This window comes from Paucibacter sp. M5-1 (assembly GCF_027498415.2).
Lineage (GTDB): Bacteria > Pseudomonadota > Gammaproteobacteria > Burkholderiales > Burkholderiaceae_C > Roseateles_E.
The window spans coordinates 4,398,281-4,414,648 of sequence record NZ_JAPZLM020000001.1 but is presented as its reverse complement, the minus strand read 5'-3'; the positions used below and the strand labels follow the sequence as shown (position 1 = coordinate 4,414,648).

15 protein-coding genes are annotated in these 16,368 nt (G+C 69.0%); 9 read left to right on the top strand and 6 right to left on the bottom strand.

Features of this window, described 5'->3' with window-relative positions; translation table 11 throughout:
• Positions 1–5: 5 nt before the first annotated feature.
• A complete protein-coding gene (gene fmt, locus O5M90_RS20950) occupies positions 6–974 on the bottom strand; it encodes a methionyl-tRNA formyltransferase (RefSeq protein WP_269838214.1) in 969 nt (322 codons plus the stop codon).
• Between the two features lie 8 nt (positions 975–982).
• Positions 983–1,501: a peptide deformylase gene (gene def, locus O5M90_RS20945; protein WP_137944681.1), complete on the bottom strand. Its 519-nt coding sequence runs from the start codon at positions 1,499–1,501 to the stop codon at positions 983–985.
• Between the two features lie 281 nt (positions 1,502–1,782).
• Here def and O5M90_RS20940 point away from each other — a divergent pair, with 281 nt between their 5' ends.
• The 3 genes from O5M90_RS20940 to O5M90_RS20930 all read left to right on the top strand — a co-directional run bounded on the left by O5M90_RS20940 (position 1,783) and on the right by O5M90_RS20930 (position 4,647).
• Positions 1,783–2,949: a LysM peptidoglycan-binding domain-containing protein gene (locus O5M90_RS20940; RefSeq protein ID WP_137944682.1), complete on the top strand. Its 1,167-nt coding sequence runs from the start codon at positions 1,783–1,785 to the stop codon at positions 2,947–2,949.
• A 28-nt stretch (positions 2,950–2,977) separates the two neighbouring features.
• Positions 2,978–4,099, top strand: coding sequence for a DNA-processing protein DprA (dprA, locus tag O5M90_RS20935; protein ID WP_269838215.1), 1,122 nt, complete (start codon positions 2,978–2,980; stop codon positions 4,097–4,099).
• Positions 4,100–4,194: 95 nt separating this feature from the next.
• Positions 4,195–4,647 carry a DUF494 family protein gene (locus tag O5M90_RS20930; protein WP_137944684.1) on the top strand — a complete coding sequence of 151 codons (453 nt, stop codon included), beginning with the start codon at positions 4,195–4,197 and terminating at the stop codon, positions 4,645–4,647.
• Positions 4,648–4,705: 58 nt separating this feature from the next.
• Here the strand turns inward: O5M90_RS20930 and O5M90_RS20925 are convergent, their stop codons facing one another.
• The 4 genes from O5M90_RS20925 to yajC form a co-directional block, all read right to left on the bottom strand.
• The gene (locus O5M90_RS20925; RefSeq protein ID WP_269838216.1) at positions 4,706–7,051 is read right to left on the bottom strand and encodes a DUF1631 family protein; all 2,346 of its coding nucleotides are present in this window, start codon (positions 7,049–7,051) and stop codon (positions 4,706–4,708) included.
• 38 nt (positions 7,052–7,089) lie between these two features.
• A complete protein-coding gene (gene secF / locus O5M90_RS20920; RefSeq protein WP_262971542.1) occupies positions 7,090–8,124 on the bottom strand; it encodes a protein translocase subunit SecF in 1,035 nt (344 codons plus the stop codon).
• Between the two features lie 11 nt (positions 8,125–8,135).
• Positions 8,136–10,004, bottom strand: coding sequence for a protein translocase subunit SecD (gene secD, locus O5M90_RS20915; RefSeq protein WP_137944687.1), 1,869 nt, complete (start codon positions 10,002–10,004; stop codon positions 8,136–8,138).
• Positions 10,005–10,120: 116 nt separating this feature from the next.
• On the bottom strand, positions 10,121–10,450 hold the full coding sequence (gene yajC / locus O5M90_RS20910; protein WP_137944688.1) for a preprotein translocase subunit YajC: 330 nt from the start codon (positions 10,448–10,450) through the stop codon (positions 10,121–10,123).
• Between the two features lie 187 nt (positions 10,451–10,637).
• On the opposite strand from yajC, the gene O5M90_RS20905 reads away from it, so the two are divergent.
• Genes O5M90_RS20905 through O5M90_RS20880 form a run of 6 tightly spaced genes read left to right on the top strand, consistent with a single transcriptional unit; the run spans position 10,638 to position 16,361 of the window.
• Complete coding sequence (locus O5M90_RS20905) at positions 10,638–11,303, top strand: GntR family transcriptional regulator (RefSeq protein ID WP_137944689.1); 666 nt, start codon at positions 10,638–10,640, stop codon at positions 11,301–11,303.
• Positions 11,300–12,235: a 4-hydroxyproline epimerase gene (locus tag O5M90_RS20900; RefSeq protein WP_262971543.1), complete on the top strand. Its 936-nt coding sequence runs from the start codon at positions 11,300–11,302 to the stop codon at positions 12,233–12,235. Before O5M90_RS20905 ends, O5M90_RS20900 begins: the two co-directional genes overlap by 4 nt.
• Before the next feature lie 32 nt (positions 12,236–12,267).
• Positions 12,268–13,362, top strand: a complete 1,095-nt coding sequence (locus tag O5M90_RS20895) for an NAD(P)/FAD-dependent oxidoreductase (protein WP_262971544.1) — start codon at positions 12,268–12,270, stop codon at positions 13,360–13,362.
• Entirely contained in the window at positions 13,362–13,607 is a 246-nt protein-coding gene (locus tag O5M90_RS20890) for a (2Fe-2S)-binding protein (RefSeq protein ID WP_269838217.1), read from the top strand. Before O5M90_RS20895 ends, O5M90_RS20890 begins: the two co-directional genes overlap by 1 nt.
• A complete protein-coding gene (locus O5M90_RS20885; RefSeq protein ID WP_269838218.1) occupies positions 13,604–14,848 on the top strand; it encodes an FAD-dependent oxidoreductase in 1,245 nt (414 codons plus the stop codon). The genes O5M90_RS20890 and O5M90_RS20885 overlap by 4 nt, the downstream gene beginning before the upstream one ends.
• Before the next feature lie 31 nt (positions 14,849–14,879).
• Positions 14,880–16,361: a glycine betaine ABC transporter substrate-binding protein gene (locus O5M90_RS20880; RefSeq protein WP_262971546.1), complete on the top strand. Its 1,482-nt coding sequence runs from the start codon at positions 14,880–14,882 to the stop codon at positions 16,359–16,361.
• The last annotated feature ends 7 nt before the right edge of the window (positions 16,362–16,368 follow it).

Sequence of the window (16,368 nt, the reverse complement as noted above, 5' to 3'; positions counted from 1 at the left end):
GAAATTCAAGCCGCCGGCGTGATGAAACGGCTGCCCACTGCGACCGGCCGGGCCTGCAAAAAGGCCTGGGCCGGCAGGCGCTTGCCACCGGCGCGCTGCAACTCGGTCAGGCGCAGGGCCTGCTCGCCACAGGCCACCAGCAGGCCGCGCTCATCGGCCGCCAGCACTTCGCCGGGCTGGCCATGGCCCCGAGGCCGTTCCGCCAGTTCGGCGCGCCAGCATTTCAGGATTTCGCCGTCCAGCTGGGCCTGGCCACCGGGGAAGGGATCGAAAGCGCGCAGCCGGCGCTCGATCTGCGCGGCCGGCTCGGTCCAGTCGATCAGGCCCTCGGCCTTCTCGATCTTGTGGGCATAGCAGACACCCTCGGCCGGCTGCACCACCGGCCGCAAGGCCCCCTGCTCCGCCAGCTGCAGCGCGTCGACGATCAGGCGCCCGCCCTGCGCTGCCAGGCGGTCATGCAGGGTTGCGGTGCTCTCCTGCGGCGCGATGTCCAGGGCCTCGACCAGCAGCATGTCGCCGGTATCCAGGCCCGCATCCATCTGCATGATGGTGATGCCGGTCCGAGCATCGCCGGCCTCGATCGCACGGTGGATGGGCGCGGCGCCACGCCAGCGCGGCAGCAGCGAGGCGTGGATGTTCAGGCAACCGAGGCGCGGCAGGTCCAGCACCCATTGCGGCAGGATCAGGCCATAGGCGGCCACCACCATCACATCGGGCCGCGCATCCAGCAAGGCCTGGCGCGCGGCGGCCGCCTCCTCCGGATATTTGCCGTCCAGGCGCAGGCTGCGCGGCTGGGCCACCGCAATGCCATGCTCGACGGCGAACTGCTTGACCGGCGAGGCCTGCAGCTTCATGCCGCGGCCGGCCGGCCGGTCGGGCTGGCTCAGCACCAGCGGGATCTCGTGACCGGCCGCCCGCAGGCAGGCCAGCGCTTGTTTGGCAAACTCGGGGGTTCCGGCGAAGACGACGCGCATGGACCGCCTCAACGACGCCGCGACTGCTCTTCGCGCGCCTTCTTGACCAGCTTGCTCTTGATGCGCTCACGCTTGAGCGGGCTCAGATACTCGACAAAGACCTTGCCCATCAGATGATCCATCTCGTGCTGGACGCAGACGGCCAGCAGGCCCTCGGCCTCGAACTCATAAGGATGGCCATCGCGGCCCAGCGCCCGCACGGTGACCTTGGCATGGCGCGGCACCTTGTCATAAATGGCCGGCACCGACAGGCAACCCTCCTCGCCCTCGACCCAGCCATCGCTATAGGCGACCAGCTCGGGGTTGATCAGCACGCGCGGCTCGTCGCGGCCATCCGAGGTGTCCATCACGATGACGCGCTCATGCACATCGACCTGGGTCGCGGCCAAGCCCACGCCTTCGGCCGCATACATGGTCTCCAACATATCGTCGACCAGGGTGCGGATGCGCTCATCGACCTCGGCGACCGGCTTGGCCACCGTGTGCAGACGGGCATCGGGGTATCTCAGGATATTCAGTATCGCCATGGACTTCTTCAAGGTTTACGGCCGCCTCTTCGATGTTAGAGAAGCGGCCCGGGCTGTGGACAACGCACAACGCCTGTTTGTAAGAGCGTGCAAGAGCATCAGGGCACCGGACGCTTTCATTGCGACCACCCCTGATTGGGGGCAAAATCGTCTCAAGCCAAGCGGATTTTCGCCGATCTTGAGCAATACCCGCTTGAAGCGGTCCATTCGGTGTGAATGCCGAACATTTTTTAGCTGAGACAGCGCCGCGCTGCGAGGCAGAAGGCGCGGGAGATTTCTTGATGACCCAGAGGCGGCCCCAACTCCCCCACCCTGCCAGCTGCCTGACGGCGCTGGTCCTGAGCCTGGTCGGCCTTTCCGCCTCGGCCACCAACTACCCCATCACCGCCGATCAGCGCCAGACCGCCGCGCGCGTGGCCCAGGCCGGCGTGCCGCTGTCGGAGCTCTCGCCCAATGCGCCGGACAGCCACACCGTCAAGCCCGGCGACACCTTGTGGGACATCTCCAAGCTTTTTCTGACCAGCCCCTGGCGCTGGCCCGAGCTCTGGGGCATGAACCGCGACCAGATCAGCAACCCGCACCTGATCTACCCGGGTCAGGTCTTGCTGCTGGTCAAGAGCAATGGCCGCGCCAGCCTGCAGCTGGCGCGCGGCGCCGGCGCGGGCGATGGCGGCACCGTCAAGCTCTCGCCGCAGATCCGCTCCAGCCGGCATGACGAGAACCCGATCACCGCGATCCCGCAGCACCTGATCGAACCCTTTCTGACCGATGCCGTGGTGTTCGACAGCGACGAGCTGGCGCGTGCGCCGCGCATCGTCGCGACCCAGGAAGGCCATGTGCTGCTGGCCAAGGGCGATCTGGCCTATGCGCGCGGCGACCTCAGCCAGGCCACCGACTACCGGGTGTTCCGCAACACCGTGCCGCTGCGCGACCCGACCACGCGCGAGATCCTTGGCTACGAGGCACCCTATCTGGGCACGGCCGAGCTGAGCCGCCCGGCCGAGAACCGCCAGCTGGCCGACGGCAAGGTCGATGTGATCCCGGCCACCCTGGTGATCAAGACCACGCGCCAGGAGATTGGCGTCGGCGACCGGCTCTCGCCAGTGCCGCAGCGCAGCTTTGCGCGCTACGTGCCGCATGCGCCGGCCAATCCGATCTCGGGCCAGATCGTCTCGATCTACGGCGACGCGCTGAATGCCGGCCAGAACCAGATCGTTGCGCTGAACCGCGGTGCCCGTGACGGCATGGAGCGCGGCCATGTGCTGGCGCTGTGGCGCGACGGCCGTCGCATGGTGGACCGCACCGGCGAGAAGCGCGAGGACATCAAACTGCCTGACGAGCGCCATGGCGTGCTGTTCGTGTTCCAGGTCTATCAGCGCGTCTCCTATGCGCTGATCATCTCGGTACAGGACCCGGTCTCGGCCGGCGACCGCTTCACCCAGCCCTAGCGCGGGCAACCCCGGTCAGGACGCGCAGATGGAGCGCAGCGAACTGGCCGCCTGGCTGCAACTGCTGGAAACGCCGGGGCTGGGCCTGGAGAGCGCGCGCCGGCTGCTGGCCGGCCTGGGCTCGCCGCAGGCCGTGATCGGCGCCACCGCCCTCACCCGGCGGCAGTTCGTCGCCGCCGGGCCGGCCCAGGCGCTGGGCGAGCCCAGCGCTGAGCTGCTCGGCCTGATCGACCGTACCTGGGCCTGGCTGCAGGGCGGTGCGCGCCGCGATGTGCTGGTGCTTGGCGATGCCGACTACCCACCGGCCCTGCTGCAAACCGCCGACCCGCCGCTGCTGCTCTATCTGATCGGCCGGCGCGAGCTGCTGGCGGCCGAGTCCCTGGCCATCGTCGGCAGCCGCAGACCGACGCCGCAAGGCCGGGACAATGCCCACGATCTCGCGCTGGCCCTGGGCCAGGCGGGGCTGACCGTGGTCTCAGGCCTGGCTCTGGGCATAGACGGCGCCGCCCATGCCGGCGCGCTGAAAAGCCCCGCCGCCACCATCGCCGTGCTGGGCACCGGGCTGGACCAGATCTACCCGAGCAGCCACCAACGCCTGGCCGACGAGATCGCCGAGCGCGGCCTGCTGCTGAGCGAATATTCGCTGGGCACACCGCCGCTGCCGGCCAATTTCCCGCGCCGCAACCGCATCATCGCCGGGCTGGCGCGCGGCTGCCTGGTGGTCGAGGCGGCGCCGCGCTCGGGTTCGCTGATCACCGCCCGGCTGGCCGCCGAAGCCGGCCGCGAGGTGTTTGCCGTGCCCGGTTCCATCCACGCACCGCAAAGCAAGGGCTGCCACGAGCTGCTGCGCCAGGGCGCCAAGCTGGTCGAGCGCGCCGAAGATGTGCTCGAAGAGCTGCGGCCCTCGCGCGCCACGCCGGTGCCCAGAGGCAGCCTCCGGGATGAACGGCCGACCGACCCGCCCGAGCCAGACGGCGAGACGGGCCTGCTGCTGGCCGCGATGGGCTATGAGCCGGTCAGTCTGGACGCGCTGCAGGCGCGCGGGGGCTGGTCGGCCGCCCAGCTCAATGCCCTGCTGCTGGAACTGGAGCTCAGCGGTGCCGTGGCCCGGCTGCCGGGCCAGCTGTTCCAGCGCCAAAGCCAGGCCTGAATCGGCCCATATTCGGTCCATATCTGCCGCATAAGCGGGTTTTCGGCCCCGGTTTCGCGCGCCAGGGCTTTGGGGGCCTGGGTTATAGTCGATTCATGTTTGACGTGCTCGTCTATCTCTACGAAACCTACTGGCGGCCCGACGCCTGCCCCGATCACGCCCAGCTGACGCGCAAATTGTCGGCCGTAGGCTTCGAGAGCGACGAAATCCAGGAAGCCCTGTCCTGGCTGGACGGTCTGGCCGAGGCGGCTGAGTCTCATCACGGCGAGCAGGGCGCGCTGAGCCAGCGGGTCTATTCGGTCGACGAACTGGACCATCTGGGCGAGCCCTCGGTCGGTTTCGTCAGCTTTCTGGAGTCCGCCGGCGTGCTGCCGCCGCCGATGCGCGAGATGGTGATCGACCGCGCGATGGCCATTCCTGGCGCCCCGATGGATCTCGAAGACCTGAAGATCATCGTGCTGATGGTGTTCTGGAGCCTGGGCGAGGAACCCGATGCGCTGATCCTGGACGAGCTCTTCGTCGCGCCGGAAGACCGGTTAATCCACTGACCCGCTCAATCAGTTGGGGTCAGAGCTACGCGCCTTGCGCGGGCGGTCTGACCCGCAATCAACTCAGCAATCTCGTCGGATCCACATCCAGCTTGGCCAGCGCATTGCGCGTGGCCTTGACCGTCAGCGCCTCATCCTGGGCCGGCAACAGCAGGCCGGCTTGCAGGAAGGCTGCCAGCCGGCTCAGCTGGAACAGCACGCCGCGCCCCTTCGGTGACACGAACAAGGTCAGCTGGTGGCGCATGCCGCGCCAGGCCAGCTGCACCGCCTCGTTGCGGCCGCGGTAGTCCAACATATACCAGCCACCGACCTGCAGCTCCTTGGCCCAGGCCAGCATCGCCGGCGTCGGGCTGGAGCCGCCCTCGGCCACCACTTCCAGGTCCTCAGTCTCGTGGCCCGACAGATCGCGCACCAGCGATTCGTTGATCTCCAGCCCGCCGGCCTCGGGCAGCAGCGCGTCCAGCGCCTGCAGCTGGTCCATCAACTCGTCCAGGCGCTCGCGCGGGATCGCGGCGGTCTTGGCGGTGAAGGCTGCCGCCAGCGAATTGTTCAGCGCGCGGATCTGCTCGTCCTGCTTGGCGCTCGGCAGGCCGGCATGGCCCATGCCGTCGCGCAAGGTCTTCAGCAGCGGCGGCAGCCGGCGTATCACTTCCGCGCGCTCTTCCCGCGAGACCTTGGCGCTGGCCGACCAGATCAGATCGGCGGCGGCCCGCTTCATCGCCTTGGTGTTGTCCGACTGGGCACCGCTGCGCACCGCTGTGACGGCCAGCACATCGGCCCAGACATGGAACAGGAACTCGCGCACCCCGTCCTGCACCGGCACCTCGTTGAGCATCTTGCGCAGCTCGATCGTGAACTGGATCGCCAGCGTCTCGCGCTGCTCGACCTGCTGGGCCAGCGACACGCCCTTGCGCGAGGCCTGGTTCTCGTTCTCGAAATAGTGGTCCAGAAACTTCTCGAACTCGGTCAGCACGGTCTGGAACACGCGCCGCCCGGTATCCGGATAGGCCTCGACGACCTGGACGATGCGCTTGATCTCGCGCTCCAGCGCCTCGCCGACACCGCTGCCGGCCGAGGTGTTGAAGCCCATCACGCAGGAGCCCATGCGGTCGATCAGCGCGCGCGCCGGATGCTCGGCCTCGGCAAAGAAATCGGGCTCGCTGACCGCCACCCGCAGCACCGGCATCTGCAGCCGCGCAAACCAGACCCGCACTGCGGCCGGGATGCGCTCCTCCTGCAGAATGCTCTGGAACAGCAGGGCCACGATCTCGATGGTCGCGCGCTCGGCCGGCGTGTCGGCGGCCTGCTTGAGTACCTGCTTGAAAGCCTGGTTGCGGGCCTTGATCTCTTCGAGCTGCTGCGGCGCCGGGGCCTCGGCCTCGGGGCCTGAGCCGGCGACCGGGCGGCGCTGCAGGGCCTCCTGCGCATGATTGATCGCGGCCGCCAGGCGCGGCGACGCGCTGCCCATCTGGCTGGGCCGTCCCGCCGCGCCTGGCGCCGGCTGGCGCGACGGTGCGACGCCCGCTGGCGAGACGGTCCGATAGCCGGCCGATGGCGACACCGTGGCGGCAAAACCCGGCACCTGGCGGCCCACCACCCGCTGCAAGAGCTGCATCACCTCCTCGGCCGCACGGCTGGCCTGGCTGCGCGCGGCGACCGGCGCGACCTGGCGCGCCATATAGCGCGTCTCCTCATGGCCGCCGCTGAGCTCCTGGCGTGTCGACGGCCGGTGGGCCGTGGCAGCACTGTTGCCGGCACGACGGATGAAAGGCCGCAGATCGACCTCGGGCAGCACGCCCTGCTGAATCAGCCAGCGATTGGTCTCGTGATAGGCCTCGCCCAGCAGCAGCGAGAACTCGGCATGCAGCGTGCTCTTGAGCATCTGCCATTCCGAAGGGCTGAGCCCGCTGCGATACCAGGCATCGAGCGCCAGGCCGGCCACCACCGGGGCGCGCAGCAAATCGTGGGCCGGCAGCTCGTCGAGCTGCTCCAGCTGATGCATGCGGGTGCGCAGGTCGGTGAACTCCCACGAGGCCTTGTCCATCATCGCCAGCGACAGCCGCGAGCCGATGATCTCGCGCTCTATCGTGTCGTCGTCCACCAGGGAGAGAGGACCGGACTGGCTGGCGCGCCCCATCGCCTGCCGGGCCTCGGCCACGCCATGCGAGACCGCGTGGCGCAGGCCGGCGACAAAGGCGCTCTGCCAGGCCGGGCCATGGCGCATCCAGGCGGCCACGCCGTCACGGCGCGCCACCATCACCGCGTACTCGGCCGGCAGCAGCAGCAACTGCTGGGCGGCCTCGTTGAGCACGCCGGCCACCGGCGCGAGGCCGCGCACCAGGGCCTCCAGATAGACATGCCGCGCTTGCGAAGCCAAGGCTTTGTTGCGGGCGGCGTCGGTCATGAAGGCGTCAGGGATTCAGGCAGATGGTGCAAATGACTCTACACCACCGCTCCGGCGTTCGGATCGTCAGGATCTTCCTTGTTGACCGGGGTCTTGACCAGGTCTTCGCGCTTGATGCCCAGCCACATCGCAATCGCTGCGGCCACGAAGACCGAGGAGTAGATGCCGAAGCAGATGCCGATGGTCAGCGCCACCGCGAAATAGTGCAGCGAGGGGCCGCCGAAGATCAGCATCGACAGCACCATCAGCTGCGTCGAGCCGTGGGTGATGATGGTGCGGCTGGTGGTGCTGGTGATCGCGTGGTCGATGACCTCGTGGGTGTTCAGCTTGCGGAACTTGCGGAACACCTCGCGCACCCGGTCGAAGATCACCACCGACTCGTTGACCGAGTAGCCCAGCACCGCCAGCAGGGCCGCCAGCACCGTCAGCGAGAACTCCCACTGGAAGAAGGCGAAGAAGCCCAGGATGATGATGACGTCGTGCAGATTGGCAATGATGCCGGCCACCGCGAACTTCCATTCGAAGCGCAGCGCCAGGTAGATCATGATGCCGACCACGGTGAAGGTCAGCGCCAGCGCGGCGTCCTGCGCCAGCTCGGCGCCCACCGCCGGGCCGACGACCTCGGAGCGCGAAAGCTTGATCGGCTCGGCCTGCGCGGCGGTCAGGCAGACCTGCTTGCTGATCGACTCGCCCTTGTCGGTGACGATGTCACGCTGCGAGACGGTGCCGCTCTCGGCCTTGCACAAGGCGTCGAACACCAGGCCGACCTGCTCGGTCTGCTTGACGTCGCCGCGCAGCGGCAGGCGGATCATCACATCGCGCGAGGTGCCGAAGTTCTGCACCTGCACCTCGCCGAAGCCCATGGCCTCGACGGTGTGGCGGGTCTTCTCCAGATTGGCCGTCTGCGCATATTCGACCTCGACCACCGAACCGCCGGTGAACTCGATCGAGAAATGCAGGCCGCGGGTGACCAGGAAGAACACCGCGAGGGCGAAGGTGATGAAGGAGATCGCGTTGAGCAGCAACGCGTGCTTCATGAACGGGATATCCCGTTTGATGCGGAACAGTTCCATGACTAGTTTCCTCAGGCCTTGGGCGCGTCGGCCTCGGGCTTCCAGATCTGACCGATAGAGACGGACTTGAGCTTCTTCTGGCGGCCATACCAGAGATTGACCAGGCCGCGCGAGAACACCACCGACGAGAACATCGAGGTCAGGATGCCCAGGCAGTGCACCACCGCGAAGCCCTTGACCGGGCCGGAGCCGAAGGCCAGCAGCGCGATACCGGCGATCAGGGTCGTCACATTGGAGTCGAAGATGGTCGCCCAGGCGCGCTCGTAGCCGGCATGGATGGCGGCCTGCGGCGCGGCGCCGGCGCGCAGCTCCTCGCGCACCCGCTCATTGATCAGCACGTTGGAGTCGATCGCCATGCCCAGCACCAGCGCGATGGCGGCCATGCCCGGCAGGCTCAGCGTGGCCTGCAGCATCGACAGCACCGCGATCAGCAGCAGCAGGTTGAAAGCCAGGGCCAGCGAGGAGAACACGCCGAACAGTGCGTAGTAGATGCACATGAACACGGCCACCGCGACAAAGCCCCAGAGCACCGAGGCCAGGCCCTTGGCGATGTTCTCGGCACCCAGGGTCGGGCCTATGGTCTTCTCTTCGATGATCTCCATCGGCGCGGCCAGCGAGCCGGCGCGCAGCAGCAGGGCCGTGTCGCTGGCTTCGGTCGTGGTCATCGCGCCCGAGATCTGCATGCGCGAACCCAGTTCGCCACGGATCACCGGTGCGGTCACGACCTCGCCCTTGCCCTTCTCGAACAGCAGGATGGCCATGCGCTTGCCGATGTTCTCGCGCGTCACGTCCTTCATCACCCGCGCGCCCTTGGCGTCCAGGTTCAGATGCACGGCGGGCTGCTGGTTCTCGTCGAAACCGGCCTGGGCGTCGACCAGGTTGTCGCCGGTGATGACCACCTGACGCTTGACGATGATGGGGCCGAAACCGCGGTCGATATAGCGCTCGGTGCCGAAGGGCACCGGGCCGCTGCCGGCCACGGCCGCCTGGGCCTCGGCGCTGTCGTCCACCATGCGCAGTTCCAGCGTCGCGGTGCGGCCGATGATGTCCTTGGCGCGCGCCGTGTCCTGCACGCCGGGCAGCTGCACGACGATGCGGTCCAGCCCTTGCTGCTGGATCACCGGCTCGGAGGTGCCGAGCTCGTTGACGCGGTTGTGCAAGGTGGTGATGTTCTGCTTCAGCGCGGTTTCCTGCACCTGCACCAGGGCCTGCGGCTTCAGCGCGCCGGTCAGCGTCGGCTGGTCGCCGTTCTGGCCGGGGGTCCATTGCACATCGGTGATCTGGTCGCTCAGCAGGGTACGCGCCGCCGTCATGGCCGCCGCATCGCGGAAGGCCAGCACCACGGTATTGCCATCGCGGCTGATGCCGGCATGGCGGATGTTCTTGTCGCGCAGCAGGGTGCGCACGTCGCCGGTCAGCGACTCGGCCTTCTTGGTCAGCGCCGCCTTCATGTCGACCTGCATCAGGAAGTGCACGCCGCCGCGCAGATCCAGGCCCAGATACATCGGGAAGGCATGCAGATTGGACAGCCAGCGCGGCGAGCGCGACAGCAGGTTCAGCGCGACGATATAGCTCGGGTCATTCGCATCCGGGTTCAGCGCCTTGCTGATCGCGTCCTTGGCCTTCAGCTGCGTATCGGTGCTGTCAAAGCGGGCCTTGACCGAATTGCCCTCGAACTCGACGAAGTCGGCCTTGATCCCGGCGGCGCTCAGCGCCTGCTCGACCCGCGACTCCATCGAGGCATCGAGCTTGACGGTGACCTTGGCGCTGGAGACCTGGACGGCCGGCACCTCGCCGAAGAAATTCGGCAGCGTGTAGATGAAGCCGATCAGCATCGCGATCACAAGGATCGCGTACTTCCACAGCGGATAACGATTCATGGTGCGTCCTCTCAGGCCGAGTCAGCGTCAGCGCCTGAAGCGAACCCGGCACCATCATGGCGCCGGGCTATGGGTTGGGGGCCTGCGCCGACGGCGCCGCGCCCCTGGCAGCAGGATTACTTGACGGTGCCCTTGGGCAGCACCTGGACGACCGCGCCGCGCTGGATCTGCAGCTCGACGCCGGTGGCCACTTCCAGGGTCACGAAGCTGTCGCCGAGCTTGGACACCTTGCCCAGCAGACCGCCCGAGGTGACGATCTCATCGCCCTTGGCCAGGGCCTCGATCATGGCCTTGTGCTCCTTCTGACGCTTCATCTGCGGGCGAATCATCACGAAGTACAGCACCACAAACATCAGCACCAGCGGCAGCATGCTCAGCAAGCTGGACTCGGTGCTACCGGCGGCAGCGGCCGGGGCGGCTTGGGCAAAAGCGTTGGAAATAAACACGTCGGAATCCCTTTGGTGAAAGCCGCCCTTGGCGGACGGAAGAACTGCGGATTGTATGCGGCCACCCGGGGCGGCCACCCACCGCAGGCGAGATGGGGTTGACAAGCCGGAATTCAAAAAATATTCTACAAATATATTAAATGCAAACCCTGCTGGCCAGAGCCTAGCGGCCTGCGATGATGGCGCCATGACCGACAGCAACGACGCTCCCGAGCAAGACCATAAACGCCGCGTGGCCGACCAGGCCTATGACGCGCTCGAATCGATGATCGCCACCCTGGTGCTCAAGCCCGGCGCCCCTATCGTCGAGGCCGAGCTGATCGAGCGCACCGGCCTGGGCCGCACGCCCACCCGCGAGGCGCTGATGCGCCTGGTCTCCAACGGCCTGATCGTGCAGCTGCCGCGGCGCGGCCTGCGGGTCAGCGATATCTGGCTGGCCGAGCATCTGGACCTGGTCGAGGCGCGCCGGGTGCTGGAGCGCCTGATCGCCGCGACCTCGGCCCGGCGCGCCACACCGGCCCAGCGCGAGGACCTGCTGGCCTGTGCCCGCAGCATGGTCAAGGCCGGCGAGGACGACGATCTGGCCGCCTATATGGATGCCGATCAGGCGCTGGACCGGGTCAACCACGCGGCCTGCCGCAACCCCTTCGCGGTAGCCGCCGTCGTGCCCATGGTGATCCAGTGCCGGCGCTTCTGGTATGCCTACCAGCACCAGGGAGATATCAAGGAGGGCGCACGCCGCCATCTGCTGCTGGCCCAGGCCATTGCGGGCGGCGACGGCGAGCAGGCCGCACAGGCCAGCGACGCCTTGATGGACTATCTGCGCCAGTTTGCCCAGGCGGTGATCGAATGAGCACGACTCGCATTGTTGACTCCCACACCGGTGGCGAACCGACCCGGCTGATCGTCAGCGGCGGCCCCGATCTCGGCCGCGGCAGCATGGCCGAACGGCTGCAGCGCTTTCGCAGCGAGCACGATGCCTGGCGCCGCGCCGTCGTGATGGAGCCGCGCGGCTCGGACGTGATGGTAGGCGCACTACTGTGCGAGCCCGAGCTGAGCGACAGCACGGCCGGCGTGATCTTCTTCAACAACGTCGGCTATCTGGGCATGTGCGGCCACGGCAGCATCGGCCTGGTCGCGACCCTGGCCTGGCTGGGCCGCATCCAGCCCGGCGAGCACCGGATCGAGACCCCGGTGGGCCGGATCACGGCGCGACTGCATCAAGACGGCAGCGTCAGCATCGCCAATGTGCCGGCCTGGCGCCATGCCAAGCGGGTGGCCGTGCGCATCGCCGGCAAGACCGTGCACGGCGATGTCGCCTGGGGCGGCAACTGGTTCTTTCTGTGCGAAGACCATGGCCTGAGCCTGGAGCTGGCCTCGGTCGAGGCGCTGACCGACTTCGCCTGGGCGCTGCGCCAGGAGTTGCCGCGCCAGGGCGTCAGCGGCGCCGGTGGCGCCGAGATCGACCATATCGAGCTGCTGGGCCCGCCAGCCGACCCGGCCCACAACGGCCGCAACTTCGTGCTGTGCCCCGGCAAGGCCTACGACCGCAGCCCCTGCGGCACCGGCACCAGCGCCAAGATCGCCTGCCTGGCGGCCGACGGCAAGCTGGCGCCCGGCGCGCTCTGGCAGCAGGAGAGCGTGATCGGCAGCGTGTTTGCCGCCAGCTACCAGAGCGGTGAGCCGGGCCAGGTCCTGCCCACCATCCATGGCCGCGCCCATGTGAACCTGGATGCCAGCCTGGTGTTCCAGGGCGGCGACCCCTTCGCCTGGGGCATCGCCTGAAGGCCGCCGTCGCCAGCACCCGTCGGGCCGATGTGCTGATCGTCGGCGCCGGCATCGTCGGCGCGGCCTGCGCGCGCGAGTTTGCGCGCCAGGGGCTCAGCGTGGCCGTGATCGAGTCCGGCGCGGTCGGTGGTGGTGCGACAGCGGCCTCGATGGGCCATCTGCTGGTGGTCGACGACGAGGCCGGCGGCAACGATCCCGAGTTCGCGCTGAGCCAGCGTTCGATGCGGCTGTGGCAGGACTGGCTGGACGAGAGCGCCGGCCATGCCGCCCAGGTCGAGCATGGACACTGCGGCACGCTGTGGCTGGCCGCCGACGATCAGGAGCTGGCACTGGCCGGGCGCAAGCAGGCCTGGTACGCGGCACGCGGCATCGCGGCCGAGCTGATAGACGGCGCCACGCTGGCGCGGCTGGAGCCTATGCTGCGCCCCGGCCTGGCCGGCGCGCTGCGCGTGCCGGGCGACGGCCGCGTCTACCCGCCCAAGGTCGCAGCCCACTGGCTGCAGGGCTGTGAGCTGATCAGCGGCGAGGTCATCGGACTGGACGGCCAAAGCCTGAGCCTGGCCGACGGCCGGCGGCTCTGGGGCGGCCTCATCGTGCTGACGGCCGGCCTGGCCAGCCAGCGCTGGCTGCCGCCGGGCTGGCTGCTGCCCAAGAAGGGCCAGCTGGCGATCACGCAACGCAGTACGCCGCGCGTCGCTCACCAGCTGGTCGAGCTCGGCTATATCAAGAAGGCCCATCTGGCCGACCAGGACACGGTGTCCTTTAATGTGCAGCCGCGCCCCGACGGCCAGCTCTTGATCGGCTCCTCGCGCCAGATCGGCCGCAGCGATGCGGCGCTGGATCGCGCCATGCTCGAAGCGATGCTGGCCCTGGCCTGCGACTATCTGCCCGAGCTGGCCGCGCTGAGCCTGCTGCGCTGCTGGACCGGCCTGCGCCCGGCCAGCCGCGATGGACAGCCGCTGATCGGCGCCCACCCCGAACACCCGCGGGTCTGGCTGGCCTGCGGCCATGAGGGCCTGGGCATCACGACCTCGCTGGCCACGGCCGAGCTGCTGGCCCAGCTGAGCCTGGGCCAGTCCACCCTGTTGAACGCCGCGCCCTTTGCGCCGGCGCGCCTGCTGTGATGAGTAACAAGATCGTCTTGCAGATCAATGGCCAGCCCCATGCGGTGCAGGCCGGCTGTAGCGTGGCGGCCGCGCTGGCCCATGCCGGCCTGAGCGCCACGCGCCACTCGGTCAGCGGCCAGCCGCGCGCCGCCTTCTGTGGCATGGGGCAATGCCAGGAATGCCGGGTCACGATAGACGGCGTCACCGACCGGCTGGCCTGCATGAGCCCGGCCAGCGCCGGCATGGTGATCGCAACGACATGATGAACAGGACGCTGGACGCCGATATCACCGTCGTGGGCGCCGGCCCGGCCGGCATCGCCGCCGTCTGCCGCCTGATCGCGGCCGGCCGGCGCGTGGCCTGGGTCGATCAGGGCGCCCGGCCCGGCGGCCAGATCTGGCGCGCCGGCCTGCCGCCGCGCTGGGCTCGTGCGCTGGATGAGGCTGAGGCCAGCCCGCTGCTGCAGCGGCTGGCCGGCCATGCGGTGGTCGACGCCGATGGCCCGCAGCGCCTGCTGCTGCACGACACGCTGGCGCAGCGCGGGTTGTGGCTGCGCGCGCCACAGCTGCTGCTGGCGCTGGGCGCCCGCGAGCGTTTTCTGCCCTTCCCCGGCTGGACACTGCCCGGCGTGCATGGGGCCGGCGGCCTGCAGGCGCTGATCAAGAACGGTTGGCCGATCGCCGGCCGGCGCCTGGTGCTGGCCGGTTCGGGCCCGCTGCTGCTGGCCGCCGCCGACACGGCCCGCGCGGCCGGTGCCGATCTGCTGCTGGTCGCCGAGCAGGCCTCGCGCGCCGCGCTGCTGGGCTTTGCCGCCGGCCTGGACGCCGCCCGGCTGGGCCAGGCCGCCGGCCTGGGCTGGCGGCTGCGCGGCCGCTACCGCAGCGGCCACTGGGTGCGGCGCGCGATCGGCAACGACAAGCTCGAAGCCGTCGTGATCAGCGATGGCCACAGCGAGCAGCAGCTGGCCTGCGACGCCTTGGGTGTCGGCTTCGGCCTGCTGCCCAATACCGAGCTGGCCGAGCTGCTGGGCGGCCGCGTCGAGGACGGCGCCATCGCGGTCGATGCACAGCTGCGGACTTCGCTGCCGCAGGTCTGGGCGGCCGGCGAATGCACCGGCATCGGCGGGGCCGACAAGGCCCTGGTCGAGGGCGAACTGGCGGCGCTGCAGATGCTGGGCCAGGACGGACAGCCGCTGCAGGCCGCCCACCGCCAGGCCCAGCGCTTCGCACGTCGCCTGGCCAGCAGCTTTGCCTTGCGGCCCGAGCTGCTGCAGCTGGCCGAGGCCAAGACCCTGGTCTGCCGCTGCGAGGATGTGTCCTTCGGTGCGCTGAAGGCGCAGCGCGGCTGGCGCGATGCCAAGCTGCAGACCCGTTGCGGCATGGGGGCCTGCCAGGGCCGCGTCTGCGGTCCTATCACCCAGCAGCTGATGGGCTGGGACGCACGCGGCCAGCGCGCGCCGCTGCAGCCGGCGCCGATCGCGCTATTCCTGCCGGACAAGACTTGACCCTGCTCCCGGCATCGCCGATGCTGGCCGCATGACCGGACCCCGCGCGCTGCTCGCCCTGTTGCTATTTCTCCTCGGCTTCGCGGCCTCGGCCCAGGAGCCGCTGCGCATAGGCTCCAAGCGCTTCACCGAGGCTTACATCCTGGCCGAAGTGCTGGCCCAGACGGCCCGGCCGCATGCGAGCGTCGAGCTCAAGCCGGGCCTGGGCAACACTGCCATCGTCTATGCCGCACTGCGCGCCGGTAGCATCGATCTCTATCCCGAGTATGTCGGCACGATAGACCAGGAGATCCTGAAGAACGCGCAACCCTCGGCCTCGCTGGCGGCGATGAATGCGCAGCTCAAGCCGCTGGGCCTGGGCGTGGCCGTGCCGCTGGGCTTCAACAACGGCTATGCGCTTGCGATGAAGGCCGAGACCGCGCGCCGCCTGGGCATCGCCACACTGTCCGATCTGTCCCGCCACCCGAGCTTGCGCCTGGGCCTGAGCAATGAGTTCATCGGCCGCGCCGACGGCTGGCGCGGCCTGGCGCAGCGCTATGGCCTGGCACAACAACCCAGCGGCCTGGACCATGGCCTGGCCTATGACGCGGTGACGGCCGGCCAGATCGATGTGATCGACATCTACACGACCGACGCCAAGATAACCCACCTCGGCCTGACCGTGCTGGCCGACGACGCCGGCTACTTCCCGCGCTACGACGCGCTGCTGCTGTACCGGCTCGATGTGCCGCAGCGCTTCCCGGCCGCCTGGGCCGCGCTGCAGCGCCTGGCCGGCGGCATCAATGAGAAGACCATGATCGCGCTGAATGCCAAGGCCGAGTTGCAGGGCCAGGGCTTCGAGGCGATTGCCCGCCAGCACCTAGCCGGCGGCGCGAGCGACGCGGTCAAAGCCGCGGGCTTTTGGGCCAAGCTCTTCGGCCCCGACCTGGCCCGGCTGACCGGGCAACACCTGGCCCTGGTGCTGGCCTCGGTCGCGCTGGCGGTGCTGATCGGCGTGCCGCTGGCGATCGCGGTGGCGCCGCATGCGGGGCCGCGCGCCCTGGTGCTGGGCGCCAGCGGGCTGCTGCAGACCATCCCCTCGCTGGCCCTGCTGGCAGTGCTGATCTCCTGGGTCGACCGCATCGGCGCGCTGCCTGCCCTGCTGGCGCTGACGCTATATGCGCTGCTGCCCATCATGCGCAACACCTGCGTGGGGCTGGCCGAGGTGCCGCAAGGCCTGCGCCTGGCCGGCACCGCCTTGGGCTTCACCACGCTGCAGCGCCTGCGCCTGATCGAGCTGCCGCTGGCGCTGCCGACCCTGGTGGCCGGTGTGCGCACCGCCACCAGCATCGCGGTCGGCACCGCGACGATTGCCGCCTTCATCGGCGCCGGCGGCTATGGCGAGCGCATCGTCACCGGCCTGGCGCTGAACGACAAGGACCTGCTGCTGGCCGGCGCCCTGCCCTCGGCCGCGCTGGCCCTACTGTTTGAGGCGCTGTTCGGTCTGGCGGCCCGGCGCATGCGCCGCAGCTAGCGCCTAC

Coding starts and splice junctions, on each gene's coding strand:
- fmt (WP_269838214.1), bottom strand. CDS start 974: ATGCGCGTCGTCTTCGCCGGAACCCCCGAGTTTGCCAAACAAGCGCTG.
- def (WP_137944681.1), bottom strand. CDS start 1,501: ATGGCGATACTGAATATCCTGAGATACCCCGATGCCCGTCTGCACACG.
- O5M90_RS20940 (WP_137944682.1), top strand. CDS start 1,783: ATGACCCAGAGGCGGCCCCAACTCCCCCACCCTGCCAGCTGCCTGACG.
- dprA (WP_269838215.1), top strand. CDS start 2,978: ATGGAGCGCAGCGAACTGGCCGCCTGGCTGCAACTGCTGGAAACGCCG.
- O5M90_RS20930 (WP_137944684.1), top strand. CDS start 4,195: ATGTTTGACGTGCTCGTCTATCTCTACGAAACCTACTGGCGGCCCGAC.
- O5M90_RS20925 (WP_269838216.1), bottom strand. CDS start 7,051: ATGACCGACGCCGCCCGCAACAAAGCCTTGGCTTCGCAAGCGCGGCAT.
- secF (WP_262971542.1), bottom strand. CDS start 8,124: ATGGAACTGTTCCGCATCAAACGGGATATCCCGTTCATGAAGCACGCG.
- secD (WP_137944687.1), bottom strand. CDS start 10,004: ATGAATCGTTATCCGCTGTGGAAGTACGCGATCCTTGTGATCGCGATG.
- O5M90_RS20905 (WP_137944689.1), top strand. CDS start 10,638: ATGACCGACAGCAACGACGCTCCCGAGCAAGACCATAAACGCCGCGTG.
- O5M90_RS20900 (WP_262971543.1), top strand. CDS start 11,300: ATGAGCACGACTCGCATTGTTGACTCCCACACCGGTGGCGAACCGACC.
- O5M90_RS20890 (WP_269838217.1), top strand. CDS start 13,362: ATGAGTAACAAGATCGTCTTGCAGATCAATGGCCAGCCCCATGCGGTG.
- O5M90_RS20885 (WP_269838218.1), top strand. CDS start 13,604: ATGATGAACAGGACGCTGGACGCCGATATCACCGTCGTGGGCGCCGGC.
- O5M90_RS20880 (WP_262971546.1), top strand. CDS start 14,880: ATGACCGGACCCCGCGCGCTGCTCGCCCTGTTGCTATTTCTCCTCGGC.